We start from the raw sequence: 26,279 nt of genomic DNA on the forward strand, positions 1-26,279 counted from the left end.
CCGAAAGAGTATTCCATGGCCGACTGGGTATATCCACTGGGAACCGCTGCCCAAGGCAGCTGGGACGTTTCGCTCGGAACCGCAGACTCCACCATCGAGGTGGAAGGGTGGGCACACACCGGGCTGAAGGTGGCCACGCTGGCCCCCGGTGCCGCCGTCGAACTCCCCGCAGCGGGCGAGGAACGGATAGTGATCCCGCTCAGCGGAGCATTCACGGCGACCGTGGACGGCCAGGACTTCCAGCTAGCCGGCCGTGCGAGCGTCTTCAGCGGCACTACGGATGTGCTGTATTCCGGTACGGAAAAGTCCGTGACAGTCAGTTCGTCCGACGGCGGGAGGGTAGCCATTGCCACCGCCCCGGCCCAGGTCTCGTACCCCACGCGCCTGATTACCGCCGCTGAAACCCCCGTGGAACTGCGCGGCGCAGGCAACTGCTCACGCCAGGTCCACAACTTCGGCACACCGGCAGCCCTGGAAGCCGACCGCTTCATCGTCTGCGAAGTCATCACCCCGGCAGGCAACTGGTCGTCCTACCCTCCGCACAAGCACGATGAGGAAAAAGAGGGCGAAACGCGTCTCGAGGAGATTTACTACTTCGAGACCCGGGTGGCCACCGTCGCCGGTTCCGTTGCCGGTCCCGGCCCTGACGCCGATGCAATCGGCTACCAGCGGGTCTATGCCTCGGACGAACGGCCCATCGATGTCTCGGCAGAGGTGCGCACCGGCGACGTTGTGCTGGTCCCCTACGGCTGGCACGGACCGGCAATGGCCCCACCCGGCTACGACATGTACTACCTCAATGTCATGGCCGGGCCCGGCCGTGTCCGCGACTGGCTCATCAGCGACGATCCCCACCACGGCTGGGTCCGCCAGACCTGGGAGGGCCAGGACCTGGATCCCCGCCTGCCTTTCGGCTGAAAACCCTGCCGTTCTGTTGAACCTGTTGCTGAGTTCCTACGGCATCTGGGTGGAGTGTTGCAGCTAAACAGCAGCGGTCTCGACGGCGGCCGGCTGGTTTTCAGAGCCCTGCTCCGGCTTGGCCTCGCTGGGCGGAGATCCGCTTTGCGTCTGCCGCAGCGAAGGCCATAACACCGAGGCCCAGCAGCGTGATGCCTGCACCTGCCCAGATGGGTGAGGTGTATCCGAGACCGGCGGTGATGGTCACACCGCCCAGCCAGGCGCCCAGGGCGTTGCGCACATTGAACGCGCCGATCTTGGCGCCCTACGCCAGGGTGGGAGCGCTTTTGGCGTACTTCATCATGCGCATCTGCAGACCCGGAACCGTGGCGAAACCGAAGCCGCCCGTCAGCATGATCTGGTTATCGGCTGTCAGCGCGAACACTGCGAGCACCACCACCAGGACCGAGAGAACCACAGCAGTGTGCGGTCCACGTTGCGGTCCGCCGCCTGCCGCCAAGTGTGTTTCCGATGAAGAGACCTACACCGAAGACGATCAGGAGCCACGGCACGGTAGTGGCGGAGAAGCCGGAGACGTCAGTCAGGGTAAACGCGATATAGGTGAAGGCGCCGAACATCCCCCCGTAGCCGAGTACGGTGACCAGGATGGACAGCCAGACCTGCCCGGAGCGGAACGCGCGCAGTTCGCTGCGGAGTCCACCGGGCACGGTGTCGCCGTGGTCGGTCTTGGGAACCAGTGTGATAATGCCCGCCAAAGCGATAACGCCGATGACGGTGATGGCCCAGAACGTGGAGCGCCAGCCGGTGGCCTGGCCCAGCATGGTGCCGAATGGAACGCCCAGGACGTTGGCTGCCGTCAGCCCGGTAAACATGATGGCGATGGCGCCGGCCTTCTTGGTGGGAGCCACCATCTCTGCGGCCACCACTGCTCCGATGCCGAAGAAAGCACCGTGGGCCAGGGCTGCGATGATGCGGCCGATCATCATCATCCCGTAGTCAGGCGCAACGGCCGAGATCAGGTTGCCGGTAATGAACAGCACCAGCAGGACGGCCAGTACCGGCTTCCGCTCGAACCGCAGCGTGTGTCAGTTGGCGGGCACTCCTGTGTTGGTGGGCACACCGGCCGCTTGTTTGAAATGGTGTTCCAGCTCTTCAAGGCTCTTGCCCCTGGTTTCCGGAACAACACGCTTCACCCAGATGATGGCGAATGCCTGCAGTACAACAAAGATCAGGAACGTTGCGGAGATTCCGATCCAAGACACCATCTGCGGGAAGAAGAACCCGATCAGGAAGTTGATCATCCACAGCACAAAGACGCAGATTCCCATGGCCACGCCGCGCACGTGCAGCGGGAAGATCTCAGACATGGTCAGCCACGTCACAGTCCCGATGCAGGCCTGCATGGAAGCCAGAAACGTCACCATAAAGAGCAGGACCAGATAGGCCCGTAGCAGCCCCTCGGGGACAGCGAAGGAAATGATGGCGATGGCCAGCAGCGACGATGCTGTGCCGCACAGGCCAAAGATCAGCATGGATTTGCGGGCAATTCTGGTCATCAGGTACATGCCCACAATCACGGCCACTACGGAGGTGATGCCGTTGAGCACATTGGCCAGCAGCGCCCCCTGATCGCCGAAGCCGGACGAGGACAGAATCGTGGTGCCGTAGTACATGATGGCGTTGACGCCGCTGATCTGATTTATCACCGCCATCCCCAGCCCAACCACAAAGATACGGCGGATCCATGGAACTGTCAGATCCTTAACCGTTCCCAGTTTCGACTGGTAGTCCTCGCGGGCAGCCTGCCGCACTTCGTCGAACTCAGCCGAGACGTCGACCGCTGCTCGAGTGCTGCGCAGGACAGCCATGACCTCGCCGAACCGGCCCGCCGAGGCCAGCCAACGCGGGCTTTCCGGCAGAACCAGCATGCCGAACCACAGGATAACGGCAGGCAGCGTGGCAATGACCAGCATCCAGCGCCAGACGTGCATCGATTCCGGGAAGGCATTTCCCAGCACTGCGTTGAAGGTAAAGGCCAGGAACTGGCCGGTGACAATCATGAGCTCGTTCTGCGTGACGATCCGCCCGCGTTGGGCAGCCGGCGACATTTCGGCCAGATAGACCGGGACAATCACCGAAGCCCCGCCCACCGCCAGACCCAGCAAGGTACGGGCTGCAATGAGCGACTCCGTGCTTGGCGCTAATGAACAGGCAATGGTGGCCACAGCAAAGATCAGCGCGAGGCCCATGATGGTCTTGCGGCGGCCGAACCGGTCAGACAGCCGGCCGGAACCGATTGCGCCGAAAGCCGCCCCGAAGAGGAGAGTCGATGTGACCAGCCCTTCAGTGAGCGGCGTCAGGCCAAGATCACGCTGCATGAACGGCAAAGCACCATTGATCACACCGGTGTCATAGCCGAACAACAGGCCGCCAAAAGTGGAGAAGATCGCCACGCGGCGCATGAATTTCTTCGGGTTGGCCGGGGTCTTGGGGGCAGGGGTCTTGGGGGCCGCGGTCGGGGTCAATACTAAACTTGAATTCGTCATAGTTCCTTAAATGGTGGAAGATCTCGACCGCTACAGGACGCTTGAGACGTACTCCTTGATGGTGTTCAGCTGGTAGCGGGATACCTCGCGGACGTTCTCATCTTCGGCAAAAACGCTGGAGACCATGACCGTATCGTCGCGGTCCAGGAAGCCGATTTCGGACAGGCCGCCGAAGACCTCATCCCAATTCACGTCGCCGTCACCGATCTTCAGATGCTGGTGCACGCGCACGGCGTTGCCGGGCGGGTTGGTGATGTAGCGCAGGCCATGCGAGGCATGGTGGTTCATGGTGTCCGAGATGTGGACCACCCGCAGCCGGTCGCCAGCGGCCTGCATGATGGCCTCCGGGTCATCCTGCATGTGGAACGTGTGCGAGGCCACATAGGCCATGCCGATGTTCGGCGAGTTGACGCCGCGGATCACTCGTATGGCGGCAAGGCCCTGCTCGACAAAGTCGTCCGGATGCGGATCGATGGCCACGTGCAGGCCCTCGCGCTCGATGATCGGCAACAGCTCCTCCATGGAGCGGTAGAAGGCCCGCTCGGATTCCTCCGCTTGCTCGGGCCGGCCGCTGAACTCGGAGTTCATCTGCCGGACCCCCAGGTCCACGGTGATCTGGATGGCGCGCTTCCAGTAGCGGACGGCGGCTTCGCGGGCGTCCTTGTCCGGGCCGGACCAGCGCAGCACCGGCAACACGGAGGCGATCTCAATGCCCGCATCGGTGCAGGCATTTTTCAGCTGGAGGACGAGGGCGTCGTCGGCCTTGGGGTGGTTGAAGAAGGGGATGAAGTCCGGATGCGGCGTCAGCTGCATGTACTTATACCCGAGGTCGGCCACCAGCTGGGGGAACTCCAGCAGGCTGTGGCTGTGGTGAAACGGCGTGGGGTCGAGCGCAATTTTCACGGTGGTCACTCCATTGTGGGTCAGGCGGGAAATCGCGGGAGGGGGGGGAAAAATCGCTTCCGCTCCCTCCCGCTTTTCGTTAGTTGTAAAGCGCAGGCTTGGCGTTCAGAACAACGGCAATCTTCTGGCCGTTCTTCTGCGCCTCGACGCCGGCCTCGCAGCAGGCTGCGGTGGCGTAGCCATCCCAGGTGGTGGGGCCTCCGATTTCGCCGCGCAGGGCAGCATCGACCCAGGACTGGATCTCGACGTCGTAGGCTTCTGCGAAACGTTCTTCGAAGCCGGGGGTGACGTTGCCGCCCCAGCGTCCGGCGCTGCGGGTGTACGGCCCCTTGTCGCCGCCGATGCTCACAATGCCGTCCTCGAAGGAAGCCTGGGTGGCCACCTCGTAACCGAATTTCGCATTGACGTAGATCTCGACGTCGGCCAGCACGCCGGACTCCGTCTCGATCAGGACATGCTGCGGATCGTGCTGGCCGGCCGGGGCATTCTTGGTGGCCTTGCCCAGGCGCACCTGCACGCTGGTGATTTCCTCGCCGGTGAAGAAGCGGATGGCGTCGAACTCATGCACCACGGAGTCGTTGATGAGCATTTCGTTGGTGAAGCCGGGGGGCGTGGTTGGGTTGCGGTGCTGGTGGTGCAGCATCAGCAGCTCACCGAGTTCGCGGTCGCGGATCACGCTGCCCAGAGCGGCGTATTCGGCGTCGAAGCGGCGCATAAAACCGACCTGGACGCGCTTGTGTCCCAGCTTTTCCTCGGCCTGGACGATCTTCCAGGCCGTCGCCGCATCCGGGGTCAGCGGCTTTTCGCACAGGATGGGGATGTCCTTTGCGATTACCTTGAGCAGGATGTCCTCGTGCAGGAAGCCCGGGGTGGCGATCAGCACAGCGTTAACGTCGCCGTTGTTGAGCGCTTCCTCAGCATCGGCCAGGGCGACGGCACCGGGGATGCCTTCGATGGCGGCCTGCGCCCGGGCCAGGTCAATGTCGACGACGGCGGCGACTTCTGCGCCGTGAATGCGCTTGTTGAGGCGCTGGATGTGGTCGACGCCCATGCGGCCTGCACCGATGACGGCGACGCGGAGTGATTCAGTCATTGTTCTGTCCTTCGATGTTTGGAGATTCTGCGGTGCCTGGTCAGCGGACCGCGGTACGGGAGCCGCACGAGAGCAGGTAGTTTCGGGTGCGCTTGGCGATCGGCATGGGGACGTCGAACGCCACCGGGTACATGTCCTGCTCAACAATGCCGAAGATCGGCCGGTTCAGGCCTTCCACTGCCTCGATGACAGCCCGCAGATCCGGCAGCCCGTTCGGCGGTTCGGTCATGACCCCGGCCAGGTTTGCCGCAGCCCAGGTCATGTCTTCCTCATTCACCTTGGCCAGGATCTCGGGGTTGATCTGCTTCAGGTGCAGGTAGCCGATGCGTTCCGGGTACTTGCGGATCAGGTCCAGGCTGGAAGCGCCGCAGTACTCGGCATGTCCCGTGTCCAGGCACAGATTCAGCAGTTCAGGATCCGTCTCCGCCAACAGGTGCTCAATGTCAGCCTGCGCGCCGACATGGGAGTCTGCGTGCGAGTGGAACTGCTGTTTGAGGCCGAAGTCCTCCAGCAGCACCTTGCCCATCCTGTTGTGGCCGGCGAACAGATCGCCCCACTGCGCGGGGCTCAGCTCCCCGCTCTCCACAGCCTCACCGGTGACGTCATCACGCCACATGGCGGGGATGACCACAATGTGTTCGCCACCCATGGCCGCGGTGAGCTCGGCTACCTTGCGGGCAGGCTCCCAGGCGATGCCATACTGTTCGGCACCGCGGTGGAACGCGGTGAAGACGGTGCCTGCGGTGACCAACAGGCCCCGCTGCTTGAGTTCCTCGGCCAGGCGGGCGGGATCGTTGGGCAGGTAGCCGTACGGGCCCAGTTCGATCCACTTGTAGCCGGACTCGGCAACCTCGTCGAGGAACCGCTCCCACGGCGTCTGCTGGGGGTCGTCGGCGAACCAGACACCCCAGGAATCCGGTGCCGTGCCGATAATCAGCTTGTTTTCGGTGTCGGTCTTTGCTGCGTCTGTCATGACGGCGCCTACTTTCTCGGTGCGGGTCTCAGCAGTGAGGCTCAGTTGGACGGGAAGTTGTAGGAGGCACCTGAGGCGTGGGTCGGTTCCGGCCAGCGCGAGGTGACAACCTTGCCGCGGGTGTAGAAGGAGACACCTTCCGGGCCGTACATGTGCTTGTCGCCGAACATTGACGCCTTCCAGCCGCCGAAGGAGTGGTAGGCAACCGGTACCGGAAGCGGCACGTTGATGCCGATCATGCCCACGGACACCGAGCGCTGGAACTTCCGCGCGTTGGCGCCCGAAGAGGTGAAGATGGCGGTGCCGTTGCCGTAGGGGTTGGAGTTGATAAGGGCGATGCCTTCGTCCAGGTCTTCAACGCGGACAACAACCAGCACCGGCCCGAAGATCTCCTCGGTGTAGGCGGTCATCTCGGCCTTGACGTGGTCAATAACCGTGGGCCCTACCCAGAAGCCCTCCTCATGGCCGGGGACCACCAGGTCGCGGCCGTCAACCACCAGCGCGGCACCGGCCAGCTCGGCCTCGGTGACGATCCGGATAATGCGTTCCCTGGAAGCCGGGGTGATGACCGGACCCATTTCCGCGTCGGGCTCGGTACCGTTGTTGACCTTGACGGCCAGCGCACGCTCCTCGACCTTCTTGACCAGCAGGTCAGCAGCATCGCCGACGGCGACAGCAACGGAGATGGCCATGCAGCGTTCCCCGGCGGAACCGAAAGCGGCGGCGGCCAGGTGGTCGGCAGCGTTGTCCAGATCGGCGTCGGGCATGATGATCGCGTGGTTCTTCGCGCCGCCCAGTGCCTGGACGCGCTTGCCGTGCGCCGTGGCGGTCTCGTGGACGTACTGGGCGATCGGGGTAGAGCCCACGAAAGAGATGCCGTCAACGTCCGGGTGCGTCAGCAGTCCGGTGACCGTCTCCTTGTCGCCGTGCAGGACCTGGAAGACGCCGTCGGGCAGGCCGGCATCCTTCCACAGCTTGGCCAGCAGCATGGACGCGGAGGGGTCCCGTTCGGAGGGCTTGAGGATGAAAGCGTTGCCGGTGGCGATGGCCATGGGGGCCATCCACAGCGGCACCATCACGGGGAAGTTGAACGGCGTGATGCCGGCAACGACGCCCAGCGGTTCGCGGAAGGAGAAGACGTCGATCCCGGTGGAAACCTGGTCCGAGTAATCGCCCTTGAGTAGCTGCGGAATGCCGCAGGCGAACTCGATGACCTCCAGGCCGCGTCCGATCTCGCCCTTGGCATCGGAGAGAACCTTGCCGTGCTCGGCCGTGATCAGCTCGGCCAGCTCGTCAATATGTGCTGCAACGAGCTCACGGAACTTGAACAGCACGCCGGTGCGCTTGGCCAGGGAGAAATCGCCCCAGCTGACGGCAGCGGCCTTGGCTGAAGCCACGGTGGCGTCCAGGTCAGCCTTGTTAGCCAGCCGCAGCTCTGCGGAGACGGCGCCGGTGGCGGGGTTGTAAACGGGCTGGGTGCGGTCGCCAGCGCCTGCAGTCTCGGCACCGTTGATGAAGTGGTTAATGGTGTTAGTCATAGTGAACTTCCTTGGTTCAGCCGAGCAGCGTGCGCTGGCGGTTTTTGTTTTCCGTATAGGTGTTGAAGGCCTGCTGCGTGGATTCCAGCTCCGAGATCTGCGATACCGGAACATCCCACCAGGATTCGGAGCTGGGAGCGTCGAGCAGCGGATCCGATTCCACATGGATGACGATCGGCCCGCCAATTTCCGGTGCATCCTTAGCGGCCCGGACGGCTGCTTCCAGCTCGGCGATGGCCTTCTCCCCCGGTTCGATCCGGATCACCTTGACGCCGAGGCTCTCGGCGTTCAAGGCCAGGTCCACCGGCAGCGTCTCGCCGTCGTCGAAGCTGTGGTTTTCCTCATCCAGCGCGCGGTACTGGGTACCGAAGCGCTGGGAGCCAAGCGACTCGGAGAGCGAGCCGATCGAGGCGTAGCCATGGTTCTGGATCAGCACCACGATCAGTTTGATCCGCTCGGCGACGGCTGTGACCAGTTCGGTGTGCATCATCAGGTAGGAGCCGTCCCCCACCATGACAACGACGTCGCGGTCCGCACCGCCGCGGGCGGCTTCGGCGAGGGCGGCACGCTTGACGCCCAGGCCGCCGGGGATTTCGTAGCCCATGCAGGAGTACGCGTATTCCACGTGGTAGCCGAACGCGTCGCGGACCCGCCACATCTTGTGCAGGTCGCCCGGCAGTGATCCTGCAGCGCAGATGACGACGTCCTGGGCATCCATGGCGCGGCTGGTGGCGCCGATGATCTCGTTCTGGGCCGGCAACGGTGTGAAGCGCGTGTCGAAGGCTTCGTCCACGGTGGCGTTCCAGCGGGTCTTTTCCTCGGAAATGGTGCGTTCCAGATCCGCGCCGATGCGGTAGCCGCCCAGGGCCTGGTTCAGCTTGATGAGGGTCTTGCGGGCATCGGCCACGATCGGCAGGGACGTGCCGTGCTTGTAGGCGTCCAGCGGGGCAACGTTGATGTTGATGAACTTCACTTCAGGGTTCTGGAAGGCGGTCCGCGACGCCGTGGTGAAGTCCTCGTAGCGCGTACCGATCCCGATGATCAGGTCCGCGTCGGCGGCGATGGCGTTGGCCGCCGTCGTGCCGGTGGAGCCGATGGCCCCCAGCGAGAACCGGTGGTCCCACGGCAGGACGCCGACGCCGGCCTGGGTGTTACCCACCGGGATGCCGGTCAGCTCAACGAACCTGGCCAGTTCGTCGTTGGCGTACGCGTAGAGGACGCCACCGCCGGCAATGATCAGGGGACGCTTGGCGGCGCGGATTGCTTCGGCCGCACGGCGGATGTCGTCGTCGTCGGCGTCCGGACGGCGGATGCGCCACTCGCGCTCCGCGAGGAATTCTTCCGGGACGTCGAAGGCCTCTGCCTGGACATCCTGTGGCAGGGAGATGGTGACGGCACCGGTTTCGGCCGGGTCAGTCAGCACGCGGAGTCCGTGGTGGAAAGCCGAGAACAGCTGCTCCGGGCGGGACACCCGGTCGAAGAAGCGGGAGAGCGGCCGGAAGGCGTCATTGACCGTGACGTCATAGGCGTCCGGGCGTTCCAGCTGCTGCAGCACGGGGTCGGCTGCACGGGTGGCGAAGGTGTCGCTGGGCAGCAGCAGCACGGGCAGCCGGTTGGTGGTGGCCAGCGCGGCACCGGTGAGCAGGTTGGTGGAGCCGGGACCGACCGAGGTGCTGATGGCGAAGGTCTGGCGACGGCGGGTGTGCCGTGCGTAGCCGACGGCCTGGTGCACCTGGGCCTGTTCGTTGCGGCCCTGGTAGTACGGCATGATGGCCGGGTCCGCGGCCTGATACTGCTTCAGGGCCTGGCCGACGCCGGCAACGTTTCCGTGGCCGAAGATACCGAAGGTTCCCGGGATCAGCCGTTCGCGGTAATCCTGATCACCGATGCGGTCAACGGTGTACTGCTTGGAAAGGAATTCGACCACGGCCTGGGCGACGGTCATTCTGCGCGTAGCCATGGGTTACTCCGATACTTCTACAGGGGTGAAGTTGAGCGGTGCCTTCTGCAGGAAGGAGGCAGCCGTTGCCACGGCACCTGCAACGTCGCCGTCCTGCGGGTACAGGAGTGTGCGACCTACTGTGAGGCCCTGCACGCCGGGAAGCGCCAGGGCGGCCTGCCAGCTCGCGAAGACCTCGTCCTGGGTGCCGGACGGATCGCCGCCGAGCAGCACGGTGGGCATGGTGGTGGAAGCCATGACGCGCTCCATGTCAGCCACCACGGGCAGCTTCATCCAGGTGTAGGCGCTCGTGGAACCCAGGCCTTCCGCAATGGCCACTGACTTGATCACGGCATCGGTGGAGAGGTCGTTGCGGACCTTGCCGTTTTCCCGGACGGACAGGAACGGCTCCACCATGGCGATCAGCTTGCGCTCGGCGAGGGAGTCGATGGCCTTGGCCGTGGCCTCCAGCAGGGAGACGGTGTCAGGATCGCCCAGGCAGATGCGGGTCAGCATCTTGCCGCCGTCGGCGCCAAGCTCCGCCAGTGCAGCGGCCGTGTGGCCGGTGAAGCGGTCATCGAATTCGTTGATCAGTCCGGCGAGTCCGCCGCGGTTCATCGAGCCGAAGACCAGTTTGCCGTCGAGGGCACCGAGGAGCAGCAGGTCGTCCATGATGTCCGGCGAGGCCAGCACGCCGTCGACGTCGGGATTGGCCAGCGCAATCTGCAGGCGGTCCAGCAGCTGGCGGCGGTCCGCCATGGCCACAGGATCGTTGCCGACACTCAGGGCGCCGCGGGCCGGGTGGTCGGCAGCAACGATGAAGTTCTGCTTGCCGTACTTCAGGCCCGGGTGGCGCCTGCGGGACTTTGCGGCCCGCGCGACGGCGTCCGGATCCTCCAGCCGGATAGTGCTCAGGTGCTCATAACGGCAGGGATCGTCACTAAAGGTCACTGTGCTGCTCCTTCTGGAACAAAAGTTGCTGCGGGGAAGTCGCCGGGGACCAGGCGTCCGCGTTCTGCCAGCAGAGAGGTGACTTCCTCCGGCGTCGGCATGGCGTCGGCGCAGGAAAGCCGCGAGGCCACGATCGCGCCGGCGGCGTTGGCGAAGTCCAGGACCTGGCCCAGCGGCCAGCCGGAGAGCAGTCCGTGGCAGAAGGCACCGCCGAAGGAGTCGCCGGCGCCAAGGCCGTTGACGGTCTCAACCGGCACCGGCGCGGAAACAACGCGCTCGGTGCGGGTCTTCGCCATGACTCCCTCGGGGCCGAGCTTGACGACGGCGATTTCCACACCGGCGTCGAGCAGACGGTCGGCCTGTTCGTCCGGAGTGCCCTCCCCCACTGCTACAGCGCACTCCTTGTCGTTGCCGATGGCCACAGTGACGTGCGGCAGAACCTTCGCGACCTCTGCACGGGCCTCCTCCTCGGAAGCCCAGAACATCGGGCGGTAGTCGAGGTCCAGGATGGTGTACTGGCCGTCCTTGAGCTCGGCCCGGGGCCGGGCTTCGTGGGCCGTGATGTGTGCGTCACGGCTGGGCTCCTGGCACAGGCCGGTCACCGTGGACCAGAAGATGGTGGCGTCCTTGATGGCAGCCAGGTCCAGTTCCGCGGCCTTGATCTGCAGGTCCGGCGCCGTGGGAAAGCGGTAGAAATACAGTGGGAAGTCTTCCGGCGGCTTGATGGCGCAGAAGGTGACCGGCGTGGGCCATTCCTTGACGGCCGTGACAAAGCTGTCGTCCACGTTGAACTTGCGCAGTTCACGGTGCAGGTAGTTGCCGAACGGATCATCACCGGTCCGGGTGATGACCGCCGTACGGCGTCCGTGGCGTGCAGCGGCAACGGCCACATTGGACGGGGAGCCACCAAGGTACTTGCCAAAGGACGTAACGTCCTCCAGATCAACCCCGATGTCGTTCGGGTAGATATCTACGCTGATGCGCCCGATCGTGAGCAGTTCGTGGGTCACGGTGATCGTGGACCTTTCTCTCTTGAACTCTTTGCCTCTACGCAGTTAGAGCTCCGGTGCCTGGCAGACCCTTAGTGAGCGGGGCCACATCCACTACTTTGCACTAGATTTCATGTCCTGTCAAAGGTTTGTACTGACATATTTACAACTTCGCATGAAGTGCCGAAATCCTCCCCGGATGGTGCGGTTCCGGGGCGGAACAGTGTGGCTATTTGCTGGGTACAGCCAGCTCGCCCGTCACATACTGCGCGCGGCCAAACCCGAAGGACCAGTCACCGGCAGCGTTTTCCACGTACCCGATAAAAACGTCCTCCCCCGCCACGCCGATTTCAGCAAGCTGGCCAGCAACCGCAGCAAAGAGAGACTGCTTCGCCTGCTGAGTACGGCCACCCTGGGTGAAGATCTGGATCATGACGACATCCGGGGTCCGCTCGAAGCCAAGACCGGCATCCTGGGCAACAATCTGGCCCTGGGGGTGCTCAGTGAGGATGTGGAAATAGTCGCGCTCCGGGATTCCGTACTCAGCGAGGATTGCGTCATGGATGCCCTGGCTGAGCTGACGCAGCTCTTCCGGACTGCGGCCTTCATTGACATCGATTCGAACGAGAGGCACAGGGTTTCCTTTGGTAGTTTGTCCTGACATACTAACAAACTTCTCTTTGAGATTGCAAGATGTTTTTCCCGGAGAGACCTTGCCCTGCGACGGCAGTGTGGCTAGTCTATTAACAACCAATTGGTTGATAAAGATATTGATTGATTAACAAAAAGGTTAAACATATGCTGGACAACGACGACGACCTCCTCGACTCGGCCTTTATGGCCCTGGCCGATCCTGTCCGCCGCCGCATCGTCGCCCGGCTCAGCCGGGGTCCGGCCACAGTGAATGAACTGGCGGAACCCTTCGCGATCACCAAACAGGCGGTCTCGAAGCACATCCAGGTCCTCGAGCAGGCGCAACTGGTCACCCGCACCAGGGATGCCCAGCGCCGGCCCGTCCATCTTGACCCCGCACGACTGGAGGCGCTCACCGCATGGATCGGCCAGTACCGGCTGGTCCGGGAAGAGCAGTTCCGCAGCCTCGATGCCGTGCTCCGATCCAACGCCGTACCACGCGGCAAACAGCCAAAGGACTGATCATGAGCAACCCCCTGAAACTTACCGTCCCTGACGGCGTCCCGTACATCGACTTTGAACGGGAGTTCGACTTCCCCGTCGCAGAGGTCTTCCGCGCCCACAAGGATCCGGACCTCATCACGCAATGGTTGGGGCCCCGCGGCACCAATGTGGAAATCGAGCACTACGATTTCCGCACCGGCGGCAGCTACCTCTACCGGCACACGGGCCCGGACGGGGTTGCCTACGACTTCAGCGGCATCTTCCACACGGTCCGCGAGAACGACTTCGCCATCCAGACCTTCGAGTTCAGCGGCTACCCGGACATCGTCAGCACGGACTTCCTCACCTTCGAGGACCTCGGCGGCGGACGCTGCAAGCTGATCGGACACTCCATGTATCCCAGCCAGGAAGCCCGCGACGGCATGGCCCAATCCGGCATGGAGGGCGGCATGACCGAGGGTTACGAGCGGCTGGACGAGCTCCTGGCCAACTGACAGCAACGCGGGGTCACTTACGGCCCATCCCACCCCGTCGGATGGGCCGTAAGTGACCCCGCGTTGGTACTCAATGAACGACGGCGGCCGGTCACCTTCGCTGGAGAAGGTGACCGGCCGCCGTCGCTATTCCCACGAGCCTCACTTTTTCGTGACACTTGACACCATCCGACGCCGGTACTTACACTCATGGAATCGATTCCATGGAAACGATTCCAAGAACTCGTACACGAAGGAGTGTCTGCGATGACCACAGTCACCATCAAGGATGTCGCGGCACTGGCCGGAGTCTCCCCAGCCACGGCATCCCGGGTGCTGTCCGGACACCCCGCGACGTCCAGCGACTCTAGGGCAAAAGTTACCGCCGCCGTCGAGCAGCTGGACTTCCGCCCCAACGCCCAGGCCCGGAGCCTCCGGTCCACCAGAACCAACGTCGTGGGTCTCCTCGTCTCGGACGTGCGCAACCCCTTTTTCGCCGATCTGGCGCACGCAGTGGAGCAGGCGGCTCTTGAAGCGGGGTACGTCATCCTGCTCGGCAACGCCAATGAACGGGAAGCCCAGCAGAATCGGTTCCTGGACACCCTTATTGATCAGCGTGTGGATGGTGTGATCGTGGCGCCCCAAGGCAATGGCAGCGGATCCATCAGCTCTCTCCTTAACCGCGGGATCCCCACGGTGTTCGTTGACCGCAGGATTGACGGCTTGGATGTCCCCAGCGTCACCACGGACAGTCATGTAGGAATCAGCCAGGCAGTCCGGCACTTTGCGGACCAGGGGCACCGGCGGATCGGCTACATCGCCGGACCGCAATCGATTTCCACCGGCCGCGAGCGTTACGGCGCTTTCGCTGATGCGATGCGTGCAGCTGGACTCGATCAGGACCCGGCGCTGACGGTATTCGGAGACTTCCAGGTTGCCAGCGGCTCCGCAGCCACTGCACAGCTGCTTCAGCTCAAGAACCCGCCCACGGCCATCCTCGCGGCCGACAGCCCCATGGCCGTCGGGTCCGTCGCCAAATTGCATGAACTAGGCGTGCGGATCGGCCAGGACATTGCGCTTGTTGCCTTCGACAACATTGATTGGTTCGCCCTGCTCAACCCCGCGCTGAGCGTCATTTCGCACAGCGTTGAGGATATGGGCCGGATAGCCGTGGATCTGCTGGTGAAAGTCATCGACGGCGGAGAACCTGCCTCCGTATCGCTGGCCAGTGAACTCATCGTCCGCGAGTCGTCCTCGCACCGCCTTCCGATCCGCTGAACACCCAGAGGAAAATTGACATGACTGACCACCCCTCCAACCGCGACGCCGCACAGCGTCCCGGTGAGCCCCTCGTCACGCTGAAGAACATCAGCAAGTCCTTCGGTCCGGTCACTGTGATCAAGGGCGTCACCGTCGATGTCTATCCGGGCAAGGTGCAGGTGCTCCTTGGTGAAAACGGGGCAGGCAAATCCACCCTGATCAAAATCATGGCCGGGGTCTACCAGCCGGACAGCGGTCAGATCCTTATTGGTGGCAAAGCCGTCACGCTCCCCAATACCCGTGCGGCAGAGGCTCATGGCATTGCCACCATCCACCAGGAACTGAATCTGGTGGGCAGCATGAGTATTGCTGAGAACATCATGCTGGGGCGCACCCCGAAGAAATTCGGCATGGTGGATCGGCGTGAACTGCGCCGCCAGGCCAAGGCCGCCTTGGACCGGATTGGTCTCCAGGTCGACGTCGACACGTTGGTCGGTGAGCTGGGAATCGCCCAGCAACAGCTGGTGGAAATTGCCAAGGCCTTGAGCATTGACGCTCAAGTGCTGATTTTGGATGAGCCGACGGCGGCCCTCACCAAGCATGAAACAGAGAACCTGTTCCGTGTGGTCGAGGAGCTCCGGGCGCACCAGGTGGGCATGCTGTTCATCAGCCATCATCTTGAGGAGATTGCCGAGATCGGTGATTCCGTCTGCGTACTGCGAGACGGCGAGTTCATCGCCGAGGTGCCCGGCTCAACCCCCGAGCATGAGCTGGTCCGGCTCATGGTTGGCCGCAGCATCGACGAGCAGTTTCCCCGCCAGGCCGGTGGAGACAGGGCGGCCAAGGATATTCTCGCCGTCGAAGGGCTGGGCTCGAAAGGCCGCTTCAACAACATCTCCTTCAACGTCAAAGCCGGTGAAATCCTGGGAATCGCCGGCCTCGTCGGAGCGGGACGTACCGAAGTCATCCGTGCCATTGCGGGCGTGGACCGCCACGACGCCGGAACCGTCAGCGTACGCGGCAAAAGACTCCCCAAAGGTGACGTGGGCGCGGCCATTGCCGCCGGCGTCGGGCATGTTCCCGAAGATCGCAAGGTCCAGGGACTGGTCCTTGATGCTTCGGTGAATGAAAACCTGGGCTACGCGACGCTGAAGTCCAGTTCCCGGCTGGGGCTGGCGGACTTTGCCGGGCAGCGGCGCAAGGCTGAAGAGATCGCCAAAACACTGCGCATCCGCATGCACAACATTGACCAGCCCACCAGGTCGCTCTCCGGCGGAAACCAGCAGAAAGCCGTCTTTGGCCGCTGGATCATGGCCGAATCCACTGTACTGCTGCTGGATGAACCAACCCGCGGCGTCGATGTTGGCGCCAAGGTGGAAATTTACGAACTCATGAACCAGATCACGGCCGCCGGCGGCGCAATAGTGATGGTGTCCAGCGAACTTCCCGAAGTGCTGGGAATGAGCGACCGCATTCTGGTGATGCGCGACGGCGAAATCGCCGGCGAGCTCGATGCCGCCGATGCCACCCAGGACGCCGTCATGACGCTGGCTGCAAGAGACACGGAAACGGACCGATGACGCTCATATCGAAGTCACAGACAAGGAACACGCTTATGTCCACTGCGACGGTGGCCCAGCCACAACGGGGATTCGATCTCAAGAAGTTCCTGGCCAATAACGGCGCCTTGGTCGGCCTGCTGGTGCTGGCGCTTGCATTGTTCATCATCACACCGGATTTTCTCACCGGACCGAACCTGCTGAACATCGGCATTCAGGTTTCCACTGTCGCTATCCTGGCGTTCGGAATGACCTTCGTGATCGTGGCCGGCGGCATCGACCTCTCGGTGGGATCCGTCGCGGCGCTCAGCGCCATGGTCTCCGGATACATGTTCGTTTCCTCCGGCTTACCCGGCGGGCTCGCCCTGCTGATTGGCCTGCTGACCGGCTTGGTGGTGGGCATGGTCAACGGTATTGCCAGCGCCTACGGCAAGCTGCCGTCGTTCATTGCCACTTTGGCAATGCTCAGCATCGCCCGGGGACTGACCCTCGTGATCTCGGACGGACGCCCCATCAAGACGGCACCGGAAGTGTCCTTTCTTGGCGGCAACATCGGCCCCGTTCCCACCCCGATCGTCGTGCTGGTCATCGCAGCCGGCGTGGCGTCCTTCATGCTGAACCGGACTGTCATCGGCCGTTCCATGTACGCCGTCGGAGGCAACGCCGAGGCTGCGCGCCTGTCCGGCCTGCCGGTCAAACAGATCACCGTCACAGTCTTTGCCCTTGCCGGGCTTTTCGCCGCACTGGCAGGGCTGCTGCTCGCCGGCCGCTTGGACTCGGCACAACCACAGGCTGCGGCGGGCTACGAACTGGACGCGATTGCCGCCGTCGTCATCGGTGGTGCGTCGCTGGCCGGCGGCCTGGGCCGGATCTCCGGCACGATCGTCGGAGCACTCGTGCTGGTAGTCATCCGAAACGGCCTGAATCTGCTCAACGTCACCTCGTTCTGGCAGCAGGTTGTCATCGGCGCAGTCATTGCCTTGGCCGTTGGCGTGGACGTCCTTCGCCGCAAAACCCGCTCCAGCTAGCTTTCTCAACCACCCAACACTCTTCTCAGCCCCTCAAGAAACAAAGGAAAGAACAATGAAGCTCTCTCTCCGCCGCACTGCGGCCTTGGCTGCCGCTGCAGCCCTACTGCTCACCGGCGCCACCGCCTGCAACCGTGGGGGCGACTCTGCGGCGGGCAGCAATCCCAAAGTGGTCCTTGCCCTCTCCACCCTGAACAACCCGTTCTTCATTGAGGTCCGGGACGGTGCCCAGGCAGCCGCCAAGACCGCTAACATCCACCTCGAGGTGGTGGACGCGCAGAACGATTCGGCGACGCAGGCCAACCAGCTTGCCAACGCCCAGACTGCCGCTGCCAAGGCCGTGATCGTCAACCCTGTCGATTCGGACGCAGCCTCCGCCTCGGTAACGGCGCTGAGCAAAGCAAATATTCCGGTGGTGGGCGTGGACCGGACGGTCAACGACGCCACCCTCACCTCGCTGGTTGCCAGCGACAACGTTGCCGGTGGCAAGCAGGCTGCCGCCGAACTTGCTGCTGCGCTGGGCAATAAGGGCACCATCATCGTCCTGCAGGGTGTTGCGGGAACGTCTGCCAGCCGTGATCGCGGTGCCGGTTTTGCCGAGGGCATGAAAGTCTTCCCGAACATCAAGATCGTCGCCCGGCAAACGGCAAACTTTGACCGGACCGCTGCCCTGGATGTGACCACGAACCTGCTCCAGGCCCACCCCGGCGTCACGGGTGTCTTCGCCGAAAATGACGAAATGGCCCTGGGCGCTGTCCAGGCCCTGGGTGCCAAAGCCGGTATAGAGGTCAAGGTTGTGGGCTTTGACGGAACCGCGGATGGACTTGCCGCGATCAAGGCCGGCACCATGGTGGCCTCGATCGCACAGCAGCCGGCGAAATTGGGGCAGCTGGCAGTCGAGCAGATCGCCAAGATCCTCAAGGGCGAAAAAGTCGATGCCACTGTTCCGGTCAGCGTCGTCACCGTGAACAAGGCGAACGTTGGCGAATTCAGCAAGTGACAGCACAGCAACAGTCGGCCGGGAAAGTCACCGTAGTCGGCTCCATCAACATCGACCAGGCGGTCCGGGTGGAACGTCATCCGCTTCCTGGCGAGACTCTTTTGGGCAGTTCCATCTCTTTGCTCCCGGGGGGCAAGGGCGCGAATCAGGCCCTTGCCGCGGCCCGGTTGGGCGCCAGCGTGAGCCTGATCGGTGCGGTGGGGAACGATGCTCCTGCAGCCCTCGCGACGGAACTGTTGGAGGCCGCCGGAGTGGGTCTCGGCGCGGTCAGGACGGTGGACGGGCCCACCGGGCTGGCGCTCATCTGCGTGGCGGACGACGGCGAGAACACCATCGTGGTCATCCCCGGTGCGAATGCCTCGATGGACGCTCAAGTGGTTCAGGCGGCTGCGGCGCAGATTGCGGAAGCCGCCGTCGTGGTCCTGCAGGGTGAGATTCCGGCCGGGGGCATCGCGGCAGCGGCCCGGCTCGCCACGGGCCGGGTCCTGCTGAACCTCGCACCGGTGGTGGCCGTTGACGCCGCCGTCATCCGATCGGCAAATCCTCTGGTGGTCAATGAGCATGAAGGCGCCCTGGTGCTTTCGCAGCTGGTTCCGGGGGCGGTAGCTCCCGCTGACGACGAAGAACTGGTTGCGGCACTCCGGTCACAGGGCATCGCCTCCGTGGTGCTGACCAGGGGCGCCCAAGGCGCCATTTGTTCGGACGACGCCGGCACTTTCCTCGTGCCTGCCCCGCAGATCAATGCCGTGGACAGCTCCGGTGCAGGCGACGCCTTTGTCGGCGCGCTCAGCGCCCGCCTGGCTGCCGGGGAATCGCTGCTGGACTCTTCGGCTTTTGCAGCCAGGGTCGGCGCCTTCGCGGTGCAGGGTCACGGAACCCAAACCTCTTACCCCCGGTCCTCCGACGCACTCCCGGACGTGGCGCTGTGAAGCGCGGTGGAATTCTCCATGCTGAGCTCAACGCGGCTGTTAGCCGTTTGGGTCACGGGGACCTGATACTGCTGGCAGATTGCGGAATGCCGGCCCCTGCAGGGGTTCCGGTGGTGGACCTTGCGCTGGTGCACGGCGTGCCACGCTTTGAACAGGTACTGACCGCCCTGCTTGACGATCTGGTATTCGAGAGCAGCGTCATGGCCCACGAGGCCCGCGGCACTGAGGCGGAAAAGTGGGTCGGCGGCCGCTTCGATCAGGTGAGCTATATCAGCCATTCAGAGCTCAAGGAGCTGTCCGGCTGTGCCAAACTGCTCATCCGCACGGGCGAGGCGACTCCTTACGCCAACACGCTGCTGACGTGCGGCGTTCCGTTCTAGACCGCTTTCCGAACTTAAACAGCAACGCGGGGTCACCTACGGCCCATCCCAGCGAGTGGAATGGGCCGTAAGTGACCCCGCGTTGTTTTGGTTCTAGAGGGTTGCGAAGACCTCGCGCAGGAGCTTGGCGGTCTCGGACGGCGTCTTGCCGACCTTCACGCCTGCAGCCTCGAGGGCTTCCTTTTTGGCCTGTGCGGTTCCGGCGGAGCCTGAGACGATGGCGCCGGCGTGGCCCATGGTCTTGCCTTCCGGAGCTGTGAAGCCGGCTACATAGCCGACAACCGGCTTGGTGACGTGCGCCTTGATGTAGTCCGCGGCACGTTCTTCGGCGTCGCCGCCGATCTCGCCGATCATGACGATCGCCTTTGTCTCCGGGTCGGCTTCGAAGGCTGCCAGGGCGTCGATGTGGGTGGTGCCGATGACCGGGTCGCCGCCGATGCCGATGGCGGTCGAGAAGCCCAGGTCGCGCAGTTCGTACATCATCTGGTAGGTCAGGGTACCGGACTTGGAGACGAGGCCGATGGGGCCCTTGCCCGTGATGTTTGCCGGCGTGATGCCTACGAGGGCCTCGCCCGGGGTGATGATGCCGGGGCAGTTCGGGCCGATGATCCGGGTGACCTGCTTGCCGTCGGCGTCGACCTTGGACTGCGCCAGTGCCCAGAACTCGGCAGAGTCCTGGACCGGCACGCCTTCGGTGATGATGACGACCAGGCCGATGCCGGCCTCGATGGCTTCAATGACGGCGTCCTTGGTGAAGGCCGGCGGCACGAAGACGATGGAAACGTCAGAACCGGTCTCGGCCATGGCTTCCTTGACGGTGCCGAAAACGGTGATTTCGTTGTCGCCGTGCAGGACCGTGGTGCCGGCCTTGCGGGCGTTGACGCCGCCAACGATGTTGGTGCCCGCCTTCAGCATCAGGGCGGTGTGTTTGGTGCCTTCGCCGCCGGTGATGCCCTGGACGATGACCTTGGAGTCCTTGTTCAGATAAATAGACATAACGGGTCCCTTTACTTCGCTGCGTTGGCGAGCTCGGCAGCCTTGTCGGCGCCCTCGTCCATGGTGGCGGCCAGGGTAACCAGCGGGTGGTTGGCCTCGGCCAGGATGCGGCGGCCTTCCTCAACGTTGTTGCCGTCGAGGCGGACTACCAGCGGCTTGTTCGCGGAGTGGCCCAGCTCGGCCAGCGCGCCAACGATGCCCTTGGCCACGGCGTCACAGGCGGTGATGCCGCCGAAGACGTTGACGAAGACAGCCTTGACCTGCGGATCGCCCAGGATGACGTCAAGGCCGGCAGCCATGACCTCGGCGGAAGCTCCACCGCCGATGTCCAGGAAGTTGGCGGGCTTGACGTTGCCGTGGTTCTCGCCTGCATAGGCAACAACATCCAGCGTGGACATGACAAGCCCGGCGCCGTTGCCGATGATGCCCACTTCGCCGTCCAGCTTGACGTAGTTGAGGTCCTGCGCCTTGGCCTTGGCCTCGAGCGGGTCAGCAGCGTCCTTGTCTTCAAGGTGTGCGTGCTTGGGGTGGCGGAAGTCGGCGTTCTCGTCCAGGGACACCTTGCCGTCGAGGGCGACGATGTCACCCGCACCGGTGAGGACCAGCGGGTTGACCTCAACCAGAGTTGCGTCTTCTTTCTTGAAAACGTCCCAGAGCTTGAGGATGACGTCGGCGACTTTGCCGCGCAGTTCCTCAGCGAACCCGGCTGCAGCAACGATTTCGTCCGCCTTGGCCTGGTCGATGCCCACGGCCGGATCGATAGCGATCTTGGCCAGTGCCTCAGGGCGTTCGACGGCGAGCTGCTCGATTTCCATGCCGCCTTCTACCGAGCACATGGCCAGGTAGTTGCGGTTGGCCCGGTCCAGCAGGACCGAGAAGTAATATTCCTCGGCGATATCCGCACCCTGGGCAATCATCACCTTGTTAACGGTGTGGCCCTTGATGTCCATGCCCAGGATGTTGGTGGAGTGCCCAAGCGCCTCATCGGCGGTTTTGGCAACCTTCACGCCGCCGGCCTTGCCGCGGCCACCGGCCTTAACCTGGGCCTTGACGACAGTTACGCCGCCGATCTTCTCGGCAGCTGCCTTTGCTTCTTCTGGGGTGTACGCCACGATGCCAGCAAGCACGGGTACACCGTGCGCCTCGAACATATCGCGCGCCTGGTATTCAAACAGGTCCACGGTTTAGTGTCCTTCTACGTCGAAGTAGTTTCTGTACAGCCGGACCCCACGTAATCGCGGTTACCGGGCTGCGGAACGCAAGCACCCTGCGGCTGTTTTGGAAACGAGCCACACGGCGCAATGCTCCACTGGGAACTCTAGTCCCCTGCAGGGCTCAGCCAGTTCCACACTACCTGTTATGTGAGTAACGACACTATTCTATGAGACGTAGAAAAACCGCTGGATTACGGGGTTTTTGGGGCCCCGGAAGGGGTGGCCGGGGCCTTTTTACGGCCTCCGGATATCAGTTCGTAACGGTCCTTGCTGATGAAGAAAGCGACGCCCGCTGAGAGGTTTCCGCAGGCTACTCCGCCGTTGTATGCCGAGCAGCGCAGACCGTTGCGCTCCATGTTCTGCCCGTCCTGAAGCACCGGCAGCTTGGAGATGGGCCCATCCTTGCTGCCCTCGGGCCCGAATTCAGATTCCATCTGCGTGACGCCGGAACGGCATCCGCCGTAACTGGCCTTGTCCGGAGTGAGCAATGCGATCCCGCCAAGGTAGCCCAGTCCGGTGCCGGCGCAGGTGTCCGTGGTGTCCGCAGCCCTTGGCCTGGGATAGGCCGCCAGCTCGCAATGGGCCACCGGAACGAGCGACAGCTTGTTGTTGGCCGCATCGGCGAAACTGTTCTGTTCATACGGCAGGTTAAGGTGTTCCCCGCGGGCTGATGTCAGCGAGCAGACCACATTCCGGTCTTCGGTGACGAAGTTCAGGACGTTCTCGCCGCTGGAAAAACTGCTGCCATCGATCACCGGTGCCTGTTCCAGCTGCTCCAGTGCAGGCAGCGGCGGCGGCGCTACGTAACCCGGATCCGTCTCGGTGAAGGTGCAGGCAGTGGCCGTCAGCAGAAAGAGGGCGGCCAGGATCCCCAATACAGTCCGTCGCATGGCAACCATTATGCCTGCCGCCATGCTGCCGGGAATCCAGGCGGGCCAGCTAGGAATCCAGTTTGGTCAGCGGCGCGTACCGCAGCAGCAGGCGCTTCTCGCCGATGCCGAACGTCACCTTGGCCACGGTTTTGTCCCCGGCGCCCTCAACTGCGAGCACCGTGCCGTTGCCGAAGCTGGTGTGGTTGACCTTGTCCCCCACGCTGACGGCGACAACTTCCTTTTGCGGCTGGACCCGGTTTTTGGCGACGGCTGCCGGCACATCCGCGTTGAACCCTGCAGTGGGGCTGGCTGCAGCACCCAGCGAGGCGCCTGCTCCCCAGAACGATCCGCCGTACCGGCTGGAGCCGATGGGCGCACCGCTCCCCCAGCCGCCGGCCTGCCGGCTGGATCCTTCGCGCTTCCACTCCACCAGTTCGGCCGGGATCTCCTCGATGAACTGGCTGGCCGGGTTGTACTGGCTCTGGCCCCACATGCTTCGGACCTCGGAGCGGGTGAGGTAAAGCCGTTTTCGCGCACGGGTCAGGCCCACATAGGCCAGCCGCCGCTCCTCGGCGAGTTCCTTGGGGTCCGTGGCCGAACGCTGGTGCGGGAACAGGCCGTGCTCCATACCGGTCAGGAACACCACAGGGAACTCCAGGCCCTTGGCCGTGTGCAGGGTCATCAGCGTGACCACGCCCAGGCGCTTGGCTTCCGCAACGGCGGCATCGATGTCCGCGCCCGGGGCGTCAGGGATCTGATCTGCGTCAGCCACGAGGGACACCTGCTCCAGGAAGGCGCCCAGGGAACCTTCGGGGTTCTCCTGTTCGTATTCACGCACGACGGCGACGAGTTCCGCCAGGTTTTCCACCCGGGACTCGTCCTGGGGATCAGTGCTGGAACGCAATCCGGCGAGGTAGCCGGTCTGTTCAAGCACTGCTTCCAGCGCCGCGGCAGCGCCGGATCCCGAAGCCACCTCGGCCAGATCATCAAGCAGTTTCACAAAGCCCAGGACGGCGTTGACCGAGCGGGTGGCCATGCCCGGCGCCTCCTCGGCGCGGCGTGCGGCGGCCATGAAGGACGTCCGCTCGCGCTGGGCCAGGGACGCCACGGCACCCTCGGCGCGGTCGCCGATGCCGCGCTTGGGTTCGTTGAGCACCCGGCGGAGGTTGACGTCGTCGTCCGGGTTGACCAGCACCCGCAGGTACGCGAGCGCGTCCTTGATTTCCTTGCGCTCGTAGAACCGGGTGCCGCCCACCACCTTGTACGGCAGTCCAACGCGGACCAGCACGTCTTCAATGGACCGGGACTGCGCGTTGGTGCGGTAGAAAATGGCGACGTCGCCGGGGCGGAGGTTGTCCTCGTCCTGCAGCCGGTCGATTTCCTTGGCGATGAACCGGGCTTCGTCGTGCTCGTTTTCGCCAACGTAGCCGATAATTTTGTGGCCGTCGCCCTCGGCAGTCCACAGCCGTTTTTCGGGCCGGTTTGGATTCCGCGAGATCACCGAGTTTGCCGCGCTCAGGATGGTCTGGGTGGAGCGGTAGTTCTGCTCCAGCTTGATGGTCTGCGCGTCCGGGTAGTCCTTCTCGAACTCCACAATGTTGCGGATGTCGGCGCCGCGGAAAGCGTAGATGGACTGATCGGAATCGCCCACGACGGTGAGCTCGGCCGAGCCGGGTCCCTCGCCCACGATTTCGCGCACGAGTGCGTACTGCGCATGGTTGGTGTCCTGGTATTCGTCCACCAGGACGTGCCGGAAGCGCCGGCGGTAGGAGTCAGCCAGTGCGGGGAAGGCCCGGAACATGTAGACGGTCTGGGCGATCAGATCGTCAAAGTCCATGGCATTCGCCTGGCGCAGGCGCTGGGTGTAGCCCTTGTAGACGTCGGCCACGGCAGCCTCGAAGGGATCGTTATGGTTGGCGCCGGACGCGTAGGCGTCGTCGTCGATCAGCTCATTCTTGAGCGCTGAGATTTTGTGCTGGATGGCCTTGGGCGCGAACCGCTTGGGGTCCAGCTCCAGGTTCTTGGACACCAGGGTGATGAGCCGCAGGGAATCCGCGGAGTCGTAGATGGAGAAGTTGGAGTTCAGGCCGATGTTTCCAGCCTCGCGGCGCAGGATCCGCACGCAGGAGGAGTGGAACGTGGAGATCCACATGGTCTTGGCCCTGGCACCCACCAGGGCTTCAATACGCTCCCGCATCTCCGCGGCGGCCTTGTTGGTGAAGGTGATCGCAAGGATCTCGCCGTAGTGGGCACGGCCGGTGGCGATCAGGTAGGCGATCCTGTTGCTGAGCACCCTGGTCTTGCCTGATCCGGCGCCCGCCACAATCAGCAGCGCACTGCCGGAGTGCTTGACTGCTTCCTCCTGCTGCGGGTTCAAGCCCTGCAGCAGTTCCTTGGCATCAGGCAGCTGCGGGCGTGCCCACTTCCCGGGCTTGTCCGGTCCGCCACCCCCGGGTCCAACCGGGAACGGCACGTTTTCGGCGCGCGACTTAGTGGGGACGGCTGCCTTGGAGGCAGCCCTGAACGGTCCGTCAGCATACGGGTCAAACAACATATCCATGGTGCCTTCAAGTCTAGGCGGTGGGGCCGACACTGACTTCCGGCCTGTAGAGCCTTTAGATTCCGTGGAGCCCGTAGACCCTGTGGATCAAGCCGGCGGGACAGCGGCAGGGACTCAGCCCACCGAGCCTGACTCGAGCGCGGCGCGCAACTCGCGCACCGCCGTCGTGCCTCCCGCCATGAACCACTCAAGTCCGTTGACGCGGACGACGTCGGCGGCCCCGCCGGCCGCAAGGACGATCGCCTTTCCGGGCAGCCAGTCCCATTCCGGGCAGCTGTGCTGGAACCAGCACCCCAGTTCGCCGTCGGCCACACGGCCGAGGTCGCACGAGCCGGAACCGAGCATGCGGAGCGAAGCTGCGGACGTCGCCGCCGCGTGCCAGGGCATGGCGCACAGGGGATCGGCCAGCCAGCCGGGATGGATATACGTGGCCGCGCCGATTTCAGCCAGCGGAAGCGCCGCGCGGGCTGCGCCGCCTTCAGAGAAGCTGGTGAGGGGATCCCCGTTGAGTGTTGCGGGACGCCCGGTTCCTCCCAGCCACAGCTTGTCTTCCTCCGGCTGGAAAATGGCGCCCAGCACCACATCCTGTTCGTCTTTGAGCGCGATGGCGGAGCACCAGTAGGTGGAGCCGTTGAGGAAGTTGTAGGTGCCGTCCACGGGGTCGATGACCCAGGTCCGGCCGCTTGCCCCCTGGACGGAGGCGCCCTCCTCGCCCAGGATGCCGTCGTCGGGCCGGCAGCGCTGCAGCTGTTCCAGCACATAGGCTTCGGCCGCGTGGTCGGCTGCGGTGACGACGTCGGAAACCGACGTTTTGCGGTGCCCTTCGAGGCCGCCCAGGCGCATCATCAGAGCCAGCATCCCGGCCTCGCGGACCAGCGCCGAGGCGAGCCCGGCATCGTCCAGGGAGGGGCTCAGTTCAGCCGCGCTGTGTCTTCCAAGTTTGTGTCTTCCAAGTTCGGTCACGGGTCCCAGCCTATCGGCGGCCGGTGGGAGTGAACAGGCGATGCCGTGCAGCCGGCGC

General features: G+C 63.8%; 23 protein-coding genes and 1 pseudogene. 9 read left to right on the top strand and 15 right to left on the bottom strand.

The window, feature by feature from the left end:
* The first annotated feature begins 15 nt into the window (after positions 1–15).
* Positions 16–918, top strand: a complete 903-nt coding sequence (gene iolB / locus V3C33_03065) for a 5-deoxy-glucuronate isomerase (GenBank protein ID XAS68320.1) — start codon at positions 16–18, stop codon at positions 916–918.
* Positions 919–1,018: 100 nt separating this feature from the next.
* Here iolB and V3C33_03070 read toward each other — a convergent pair.
* From V3C33_03070 to V3C33_03115, 10 genes and pseudogenes are all read right to left on the bottom strand, one after another.
* Positions 1,019–1,994 (bottom strand): annotated as a pseudogene (locus tag V3C33_03070) (MFS transporter).
* Positions 1,995–2,003: 9 nt separating this feature from the next.
* Positions 2,004–3,464 carry a sugar porter family MFS transporter gene (locus tag V3C33_03075; GenBank protein ID XAS68321.1) on the bottom strand — a complete coding sequence of 487 codons (1,461 nt, stop codon included), beginning with the start codon at positions 3,462–3,464 and terminating at the stop codon, positions 2,004–2,006.
* 30 nt (positions 3,465–3,494) lie between these two features.
* Complete coding sequence (locus V3C33_03080) at positions 3,495–4,367, bottom strand: sugar phosphate isomerase/epimerase family protein (protein ID XAS68322.1); 873 nt, start codon at positions 4,365–4,367, stop codon at positions 3,495–3,497.
* 79 nt (positions 4,368–4,446) lie between these two features.
* A complete protein-coding gene (locus V3C33_03085) occupies positions 4,447–5,460 on the bottom strand; it encodes a Gfo/Idh/MocA family oxidoreductase (GenBank protein ID XAS68323.1) in 1,014 nt (337 codons plus the stop codon).
* A 40-nt stretch (positions 5,461–5,500) separates the two neighbouring features.
* A complete protein-coding gene (locus tag V3C33_03090; protein ID XAS68324.1) occupies positions 5,501–6,433 on the bottom strand; it encodes a sugar phosphate isomerase/epimerase in 933 nt (310 codons plus the stop codon).
* Positions 6,434–6,474: 41 nt separating this feature from the next.
* Positions 6,475–7,971, bottom strand: coding sequence for a CoA-acylating methylmalonate-semialdehyde dehydrogenase (locus V3C33_03095; protein ID XAS68325.1), 1,497 nt, complete (start codon positions 7,969–7,971; stop codon positions 6,475–6,477).
* A 16-nt stretch (positions 7,972–7,987) separates the two neighbouring features.
* Complete coding sequence (gene iolD / locus V3C33_03100; GenBank protein XAS69629.1) at positions 7,988–9,916, bottom strand: 3D-(3,5/4)-trihydroxycyclohexane-1,2-dione acylhydrolase (decyclizing); 1,929 nt, start codon at positions 9,914–9,916, stop codon at positions 7,988–7,990.
* Positions 9,917–9,934: 18 nt separating this feature from the next.
* On the bottom strand, positions 9,935–10,861 hold the full coding sequence (locus tag V3C33_03105) for a deoxyribose-phosphate aldolase (GenBank protein ID XAS68326.1): 927 nt from the start codon (positions 10,859–10,861) through the stop codon (positions 9,935–9,937).
* Complete coding sequence (gene iolC, locus V3C33_03110; GenBank protein XAS68327.1) at positions 10,858–11,871, bottom strand: 5-dehydro-2-deoxygluconokinase; 1,014 nt, start codon at positions 11,869–11,871, stop codon at positions 10,858–10,860. The genes V3C33_03105 and iolC overlap by 4 nt, the downstream gene beginning before the upstream one ends.
* A 208-nt stretch (positions 11,872–12,079) precedes the next feature.
* The gene (locus V3C33_03115) at positions 12,080–12,484 is read right to left on the bottom strand and encodes a tautomerase family protein (GenBank protein ID XAS68328.1); all 405 of its coding nucleotides are present in this window, start codon (positions 12,482–12,484) and stop codon (positions 12,080–12,082) included.
* A 164-nt stretch (positions 12,485–12,648) separates the two neighbouring features.
* Between V3C33_03115 and V3C33_03120 the strand changes: the two genes are divergently transcribed.
* The 8 genes from V3C33_03120 (at position 12,649) to rbsD (ending at position 19,616) form a co-directional block, all read left to right on the top strand.
* On the top strand, positions 12,649–13,005 hold the full coding sequence (locus tag V3C33_03120; protein XAS68329.1) for a metalloregulator ArsR/SmtB family transcription factor: 357 nt from the start codon (positions 12,649–12,651) through the stop codon (positions 13,003–13,005).
* 2 nt (positions 13,006–13,007) lie between these two features.
* The gene (locus V3C33_03125) at positions 13,008–13,481 is read left to right on the top strand and encodes an SRPBCC family protein (protein XAS68330.1); all 474 of its coding nucleotides are present in this window, start codon (positions 13,008–13,010) and stop codon (positions 13,479–13,481) included.
* Positions 13,482–13,727: 246 nt separating this feature from the next.
* Entirely contained in the window at positions 13,728–14,738 is a 1,011-nt protein-coding gene (locus tag V3C33_03130) for a LacI family DNA-binding transcriptional regulator (protein ID XAS68331.1), read from the top strand.
* Positions 14,739–14,758: 20 nt separating this feature from the next.
* Positions 14,759–16,300, top strand: coding sequence for a sugar ABC transporter ATP-binding protein (locus tag V3C33_03135; GenBank protein ID XAS68332.1), 1,542 nt, complete (start codon positions 14,759–14,761; stop codon positions 16,298–16,300).
* A gap of 35 nt (positions 16,301–16,335) precedes the next feature.
* Complete coding sequence (locus tag V3C33_03140) at positions 16,336–17,307, top strand: ABC transporter permease (GenBank protein XAS68333.1); 972 nt, start codon at positions 16,336–16,338, stop codon at positions 17,305–17,307.
* A 55-nt stretch (positions 17,308–17,362) separates the two neighbouring features.
* Positions 17,363–18,307, top strand: a complete 945-nt coding sequence (locus V3C33_03145; GenBank protein ID XAS68334.1) for a substrate-binding domain-containing protein — start codon at positions 17,363–17,365, stop codon at positions 18,305–18,307.
* Positions 18,304–19,236, top strand: coding sequence for a ribokinase (locus tag V3C33_03150; GenBank protein XAS68335.1), 933 nt, complete (start codon positions 18,304–18,306; stop codon positions 19,234–19,236). The genes V3C33_03145 and V3C33_03150 overlap by 4 nt, the downstream gene beginning before the upstream one ends.
* On the top strand, positions 19,233–19,616 hold the full coding sequence (gene rbsD / locus V3C33_03155; protein XAS68336.1) for a D-ribose pyranase: 384 nt from the start codon (positions 19,233–19,235) through the stop codon (positions 19,614–19,616). The genes V3C33_03150 and rbsD overlap by 4 nt, the downstream gene beginning before the upstream one ends.
* Before the next feature lie 93 nt (positions 19,617–19,709).
* Here the strand turns inward: rbsD and sucD are convergent, their stop codons facing one another.
* The 5 genes from sucD to V3C33_03180 all read right to left on the bottom strand — a co-directional run bounded on the left by sucD (position 19,710) and on the right by V3C33_03180 (position 26,221).
* Positions 19,710–20,612 carry a succinate--CoA ligase subunit alpha gene (gene sucD, locus V3C33_03160; protein ID XAS68337.1) on the bottom strand — a complete coding sequence of 301 codons (903 nt, stop codon included), beginning with the start codon at positions 20,610–20,612 and terminating at the stop codon, positions 19,710–19,712.
* A gap of 11 nt (positions 20,613–20,623) precedes the next feature.
* Positions 20,624–21,793, bottom strand: a complete 1,170-nt coding sequence (gene sucC / locus V3C33_03165) for an ADP-forming succinate--CoA ligase subunit beta (GenBank protein XAS68338.1) — start codon at positions 21,791–21,793, stop codon at positions 20,624–20,626.
* Positions 21,794–22,017: 224 nt separating this feature from the next.
* Complete coding sequence (locus tag V3C33_03170) at positions 22,018–22,725, bottom strand: hypothetical protein (protein XAS69630.1); 708 nt, start codon at positions 22,723–22,725, stop codon at positions 22,018–22,020.
* A gap of 40 nt (positions 22,726–22,765) precedes the next feature.
* Positions 22,766–25,258 (bottom strand): DNA helicase PcrA, encoded by a 2,493-nt coding sequence (gene pcrA / locus V3C33_03175; GenBank protein XAS68339.1) that lies wholly within the window; start codon positions 25,256–25,258, stop codon positions 22,766–22,768.
* 114 nt (positions 25,259–25,372) lie between these two features.
* Positions 25,373–26,221 (bottom strand): inositol monophosphatase family protein, encoded by an 849-nt coding sequence (locus V3C33_03180; protein XAS68340.1) that lies wholly within the window; start codon positions 26,219–26,221, stop codon positions 25,373–25,375.
* Positions 26,222–26,279: the final 58 nt, after the last annotated feature.

The organism is Micrococcaceae bacterium Sec5.7 (assembly GCA_039636785.1).
Classification (GTDB): Bacteria; Actinomycetota; Actinomycetes; order Actinomycetales; family Micrococcaceae; genus Arthrobacter.

Coding starts and splice junctions, on each gene's coding strand:
- iolB (XAS68320.1), top strand. CDS start 16: ATGGCCGACTGGGTATATCCACTGGGAACCGCTGCCCAAGGCAGCTGG.
- V3C33_03075 (XAS68321.1), bottom strand. CDS start 3,464: ATGACGAATTCAAGTTTAGTATTGACCCCGACCGCGGCCCCCAAGACC.
- V3C33_03085 (XAS68323.1), bottom strand. CDS start 5,460: ATGACTGAATCACTCCGCGTCGCCGTCATCGGTGCAGGCCGCATGGGC.
- V3C33_03090 (XAS68324.1), bottom strand. CDS start 6,433: ATGACAGACGCAGCAAAGACCGACACCGAAAACAAGCTGATTATCGGC.
- V3C33_03095 (XAS68325.1), bottom strand. CDS start 7,971: ATGACTAACACCATTAACCACTTCATCAACGGTGCCGAGACTGCAGGC.
- iolD (XAS69629.1), bottom strand. CDS start 9,916: ATGACCGTCGCCCAGGCCGTGGTCGAATTCCTTTCCAAGCAGTACACC.
- V3C33_03120 (XAS68329.1), top strand. CDS start 12,649: ATGCTGGACAACGACGACGACCTCCTCGACTCGGCCTTTATGGCCCTG.
- V3C33_03125 (XAS68330.1), top strand. CDS start 13,008: ATGAGCAACCCCCTGAAACTTACCGTCCCTGACGGCGTCCCGTACATC.
- V3C33_03130 (XAS68331.1), top strand. CDS start 13,728: ATGACCACAGTCACCATCAAGGATGTCGCGGCACTGGCCGGAGTCTCC.
- V3C33_03135 (XAS68332.1), top strand. CDS start 14,759: ATGACTGACCACCCCTCCAACCGCGACGCCGCACAGCGTCCCGGTGAG.
- V3C33_03140 (XAS68333.1), top strand. CDS start 16,336: ATGTCCACTGCGACGGTGGCCCAGCCACAACGGGGATTCGATCTCAAG.
- V3C33_03145 (XAS68334.1), top strand. CDS start 17,363: ATGAAGCTCTCTCTCCGCCGCACTGCGGCCTTGGCTGCCGCTGCAGCC.
- sucD (XAS68337.1), bottom strand. CDS start 20,612: ATGTCTATTTATCTGAACAAGGACTCCAAGGTCATCGTCCAGGGCATC.
- V3C33_03170 (XAS69630.1), bottom strand. CDS start 22,725: ATGGTTGCCATGCGACGGACTGTATTGGGGATCCTGGCCGCCCTCTTT.
- pcrA (XAS68339.1), bottom strand. CDS start 25,258: ATGGATATGTTGTTTGACCCGTATGCTGACGGACCGTTCAGGGCTGCC.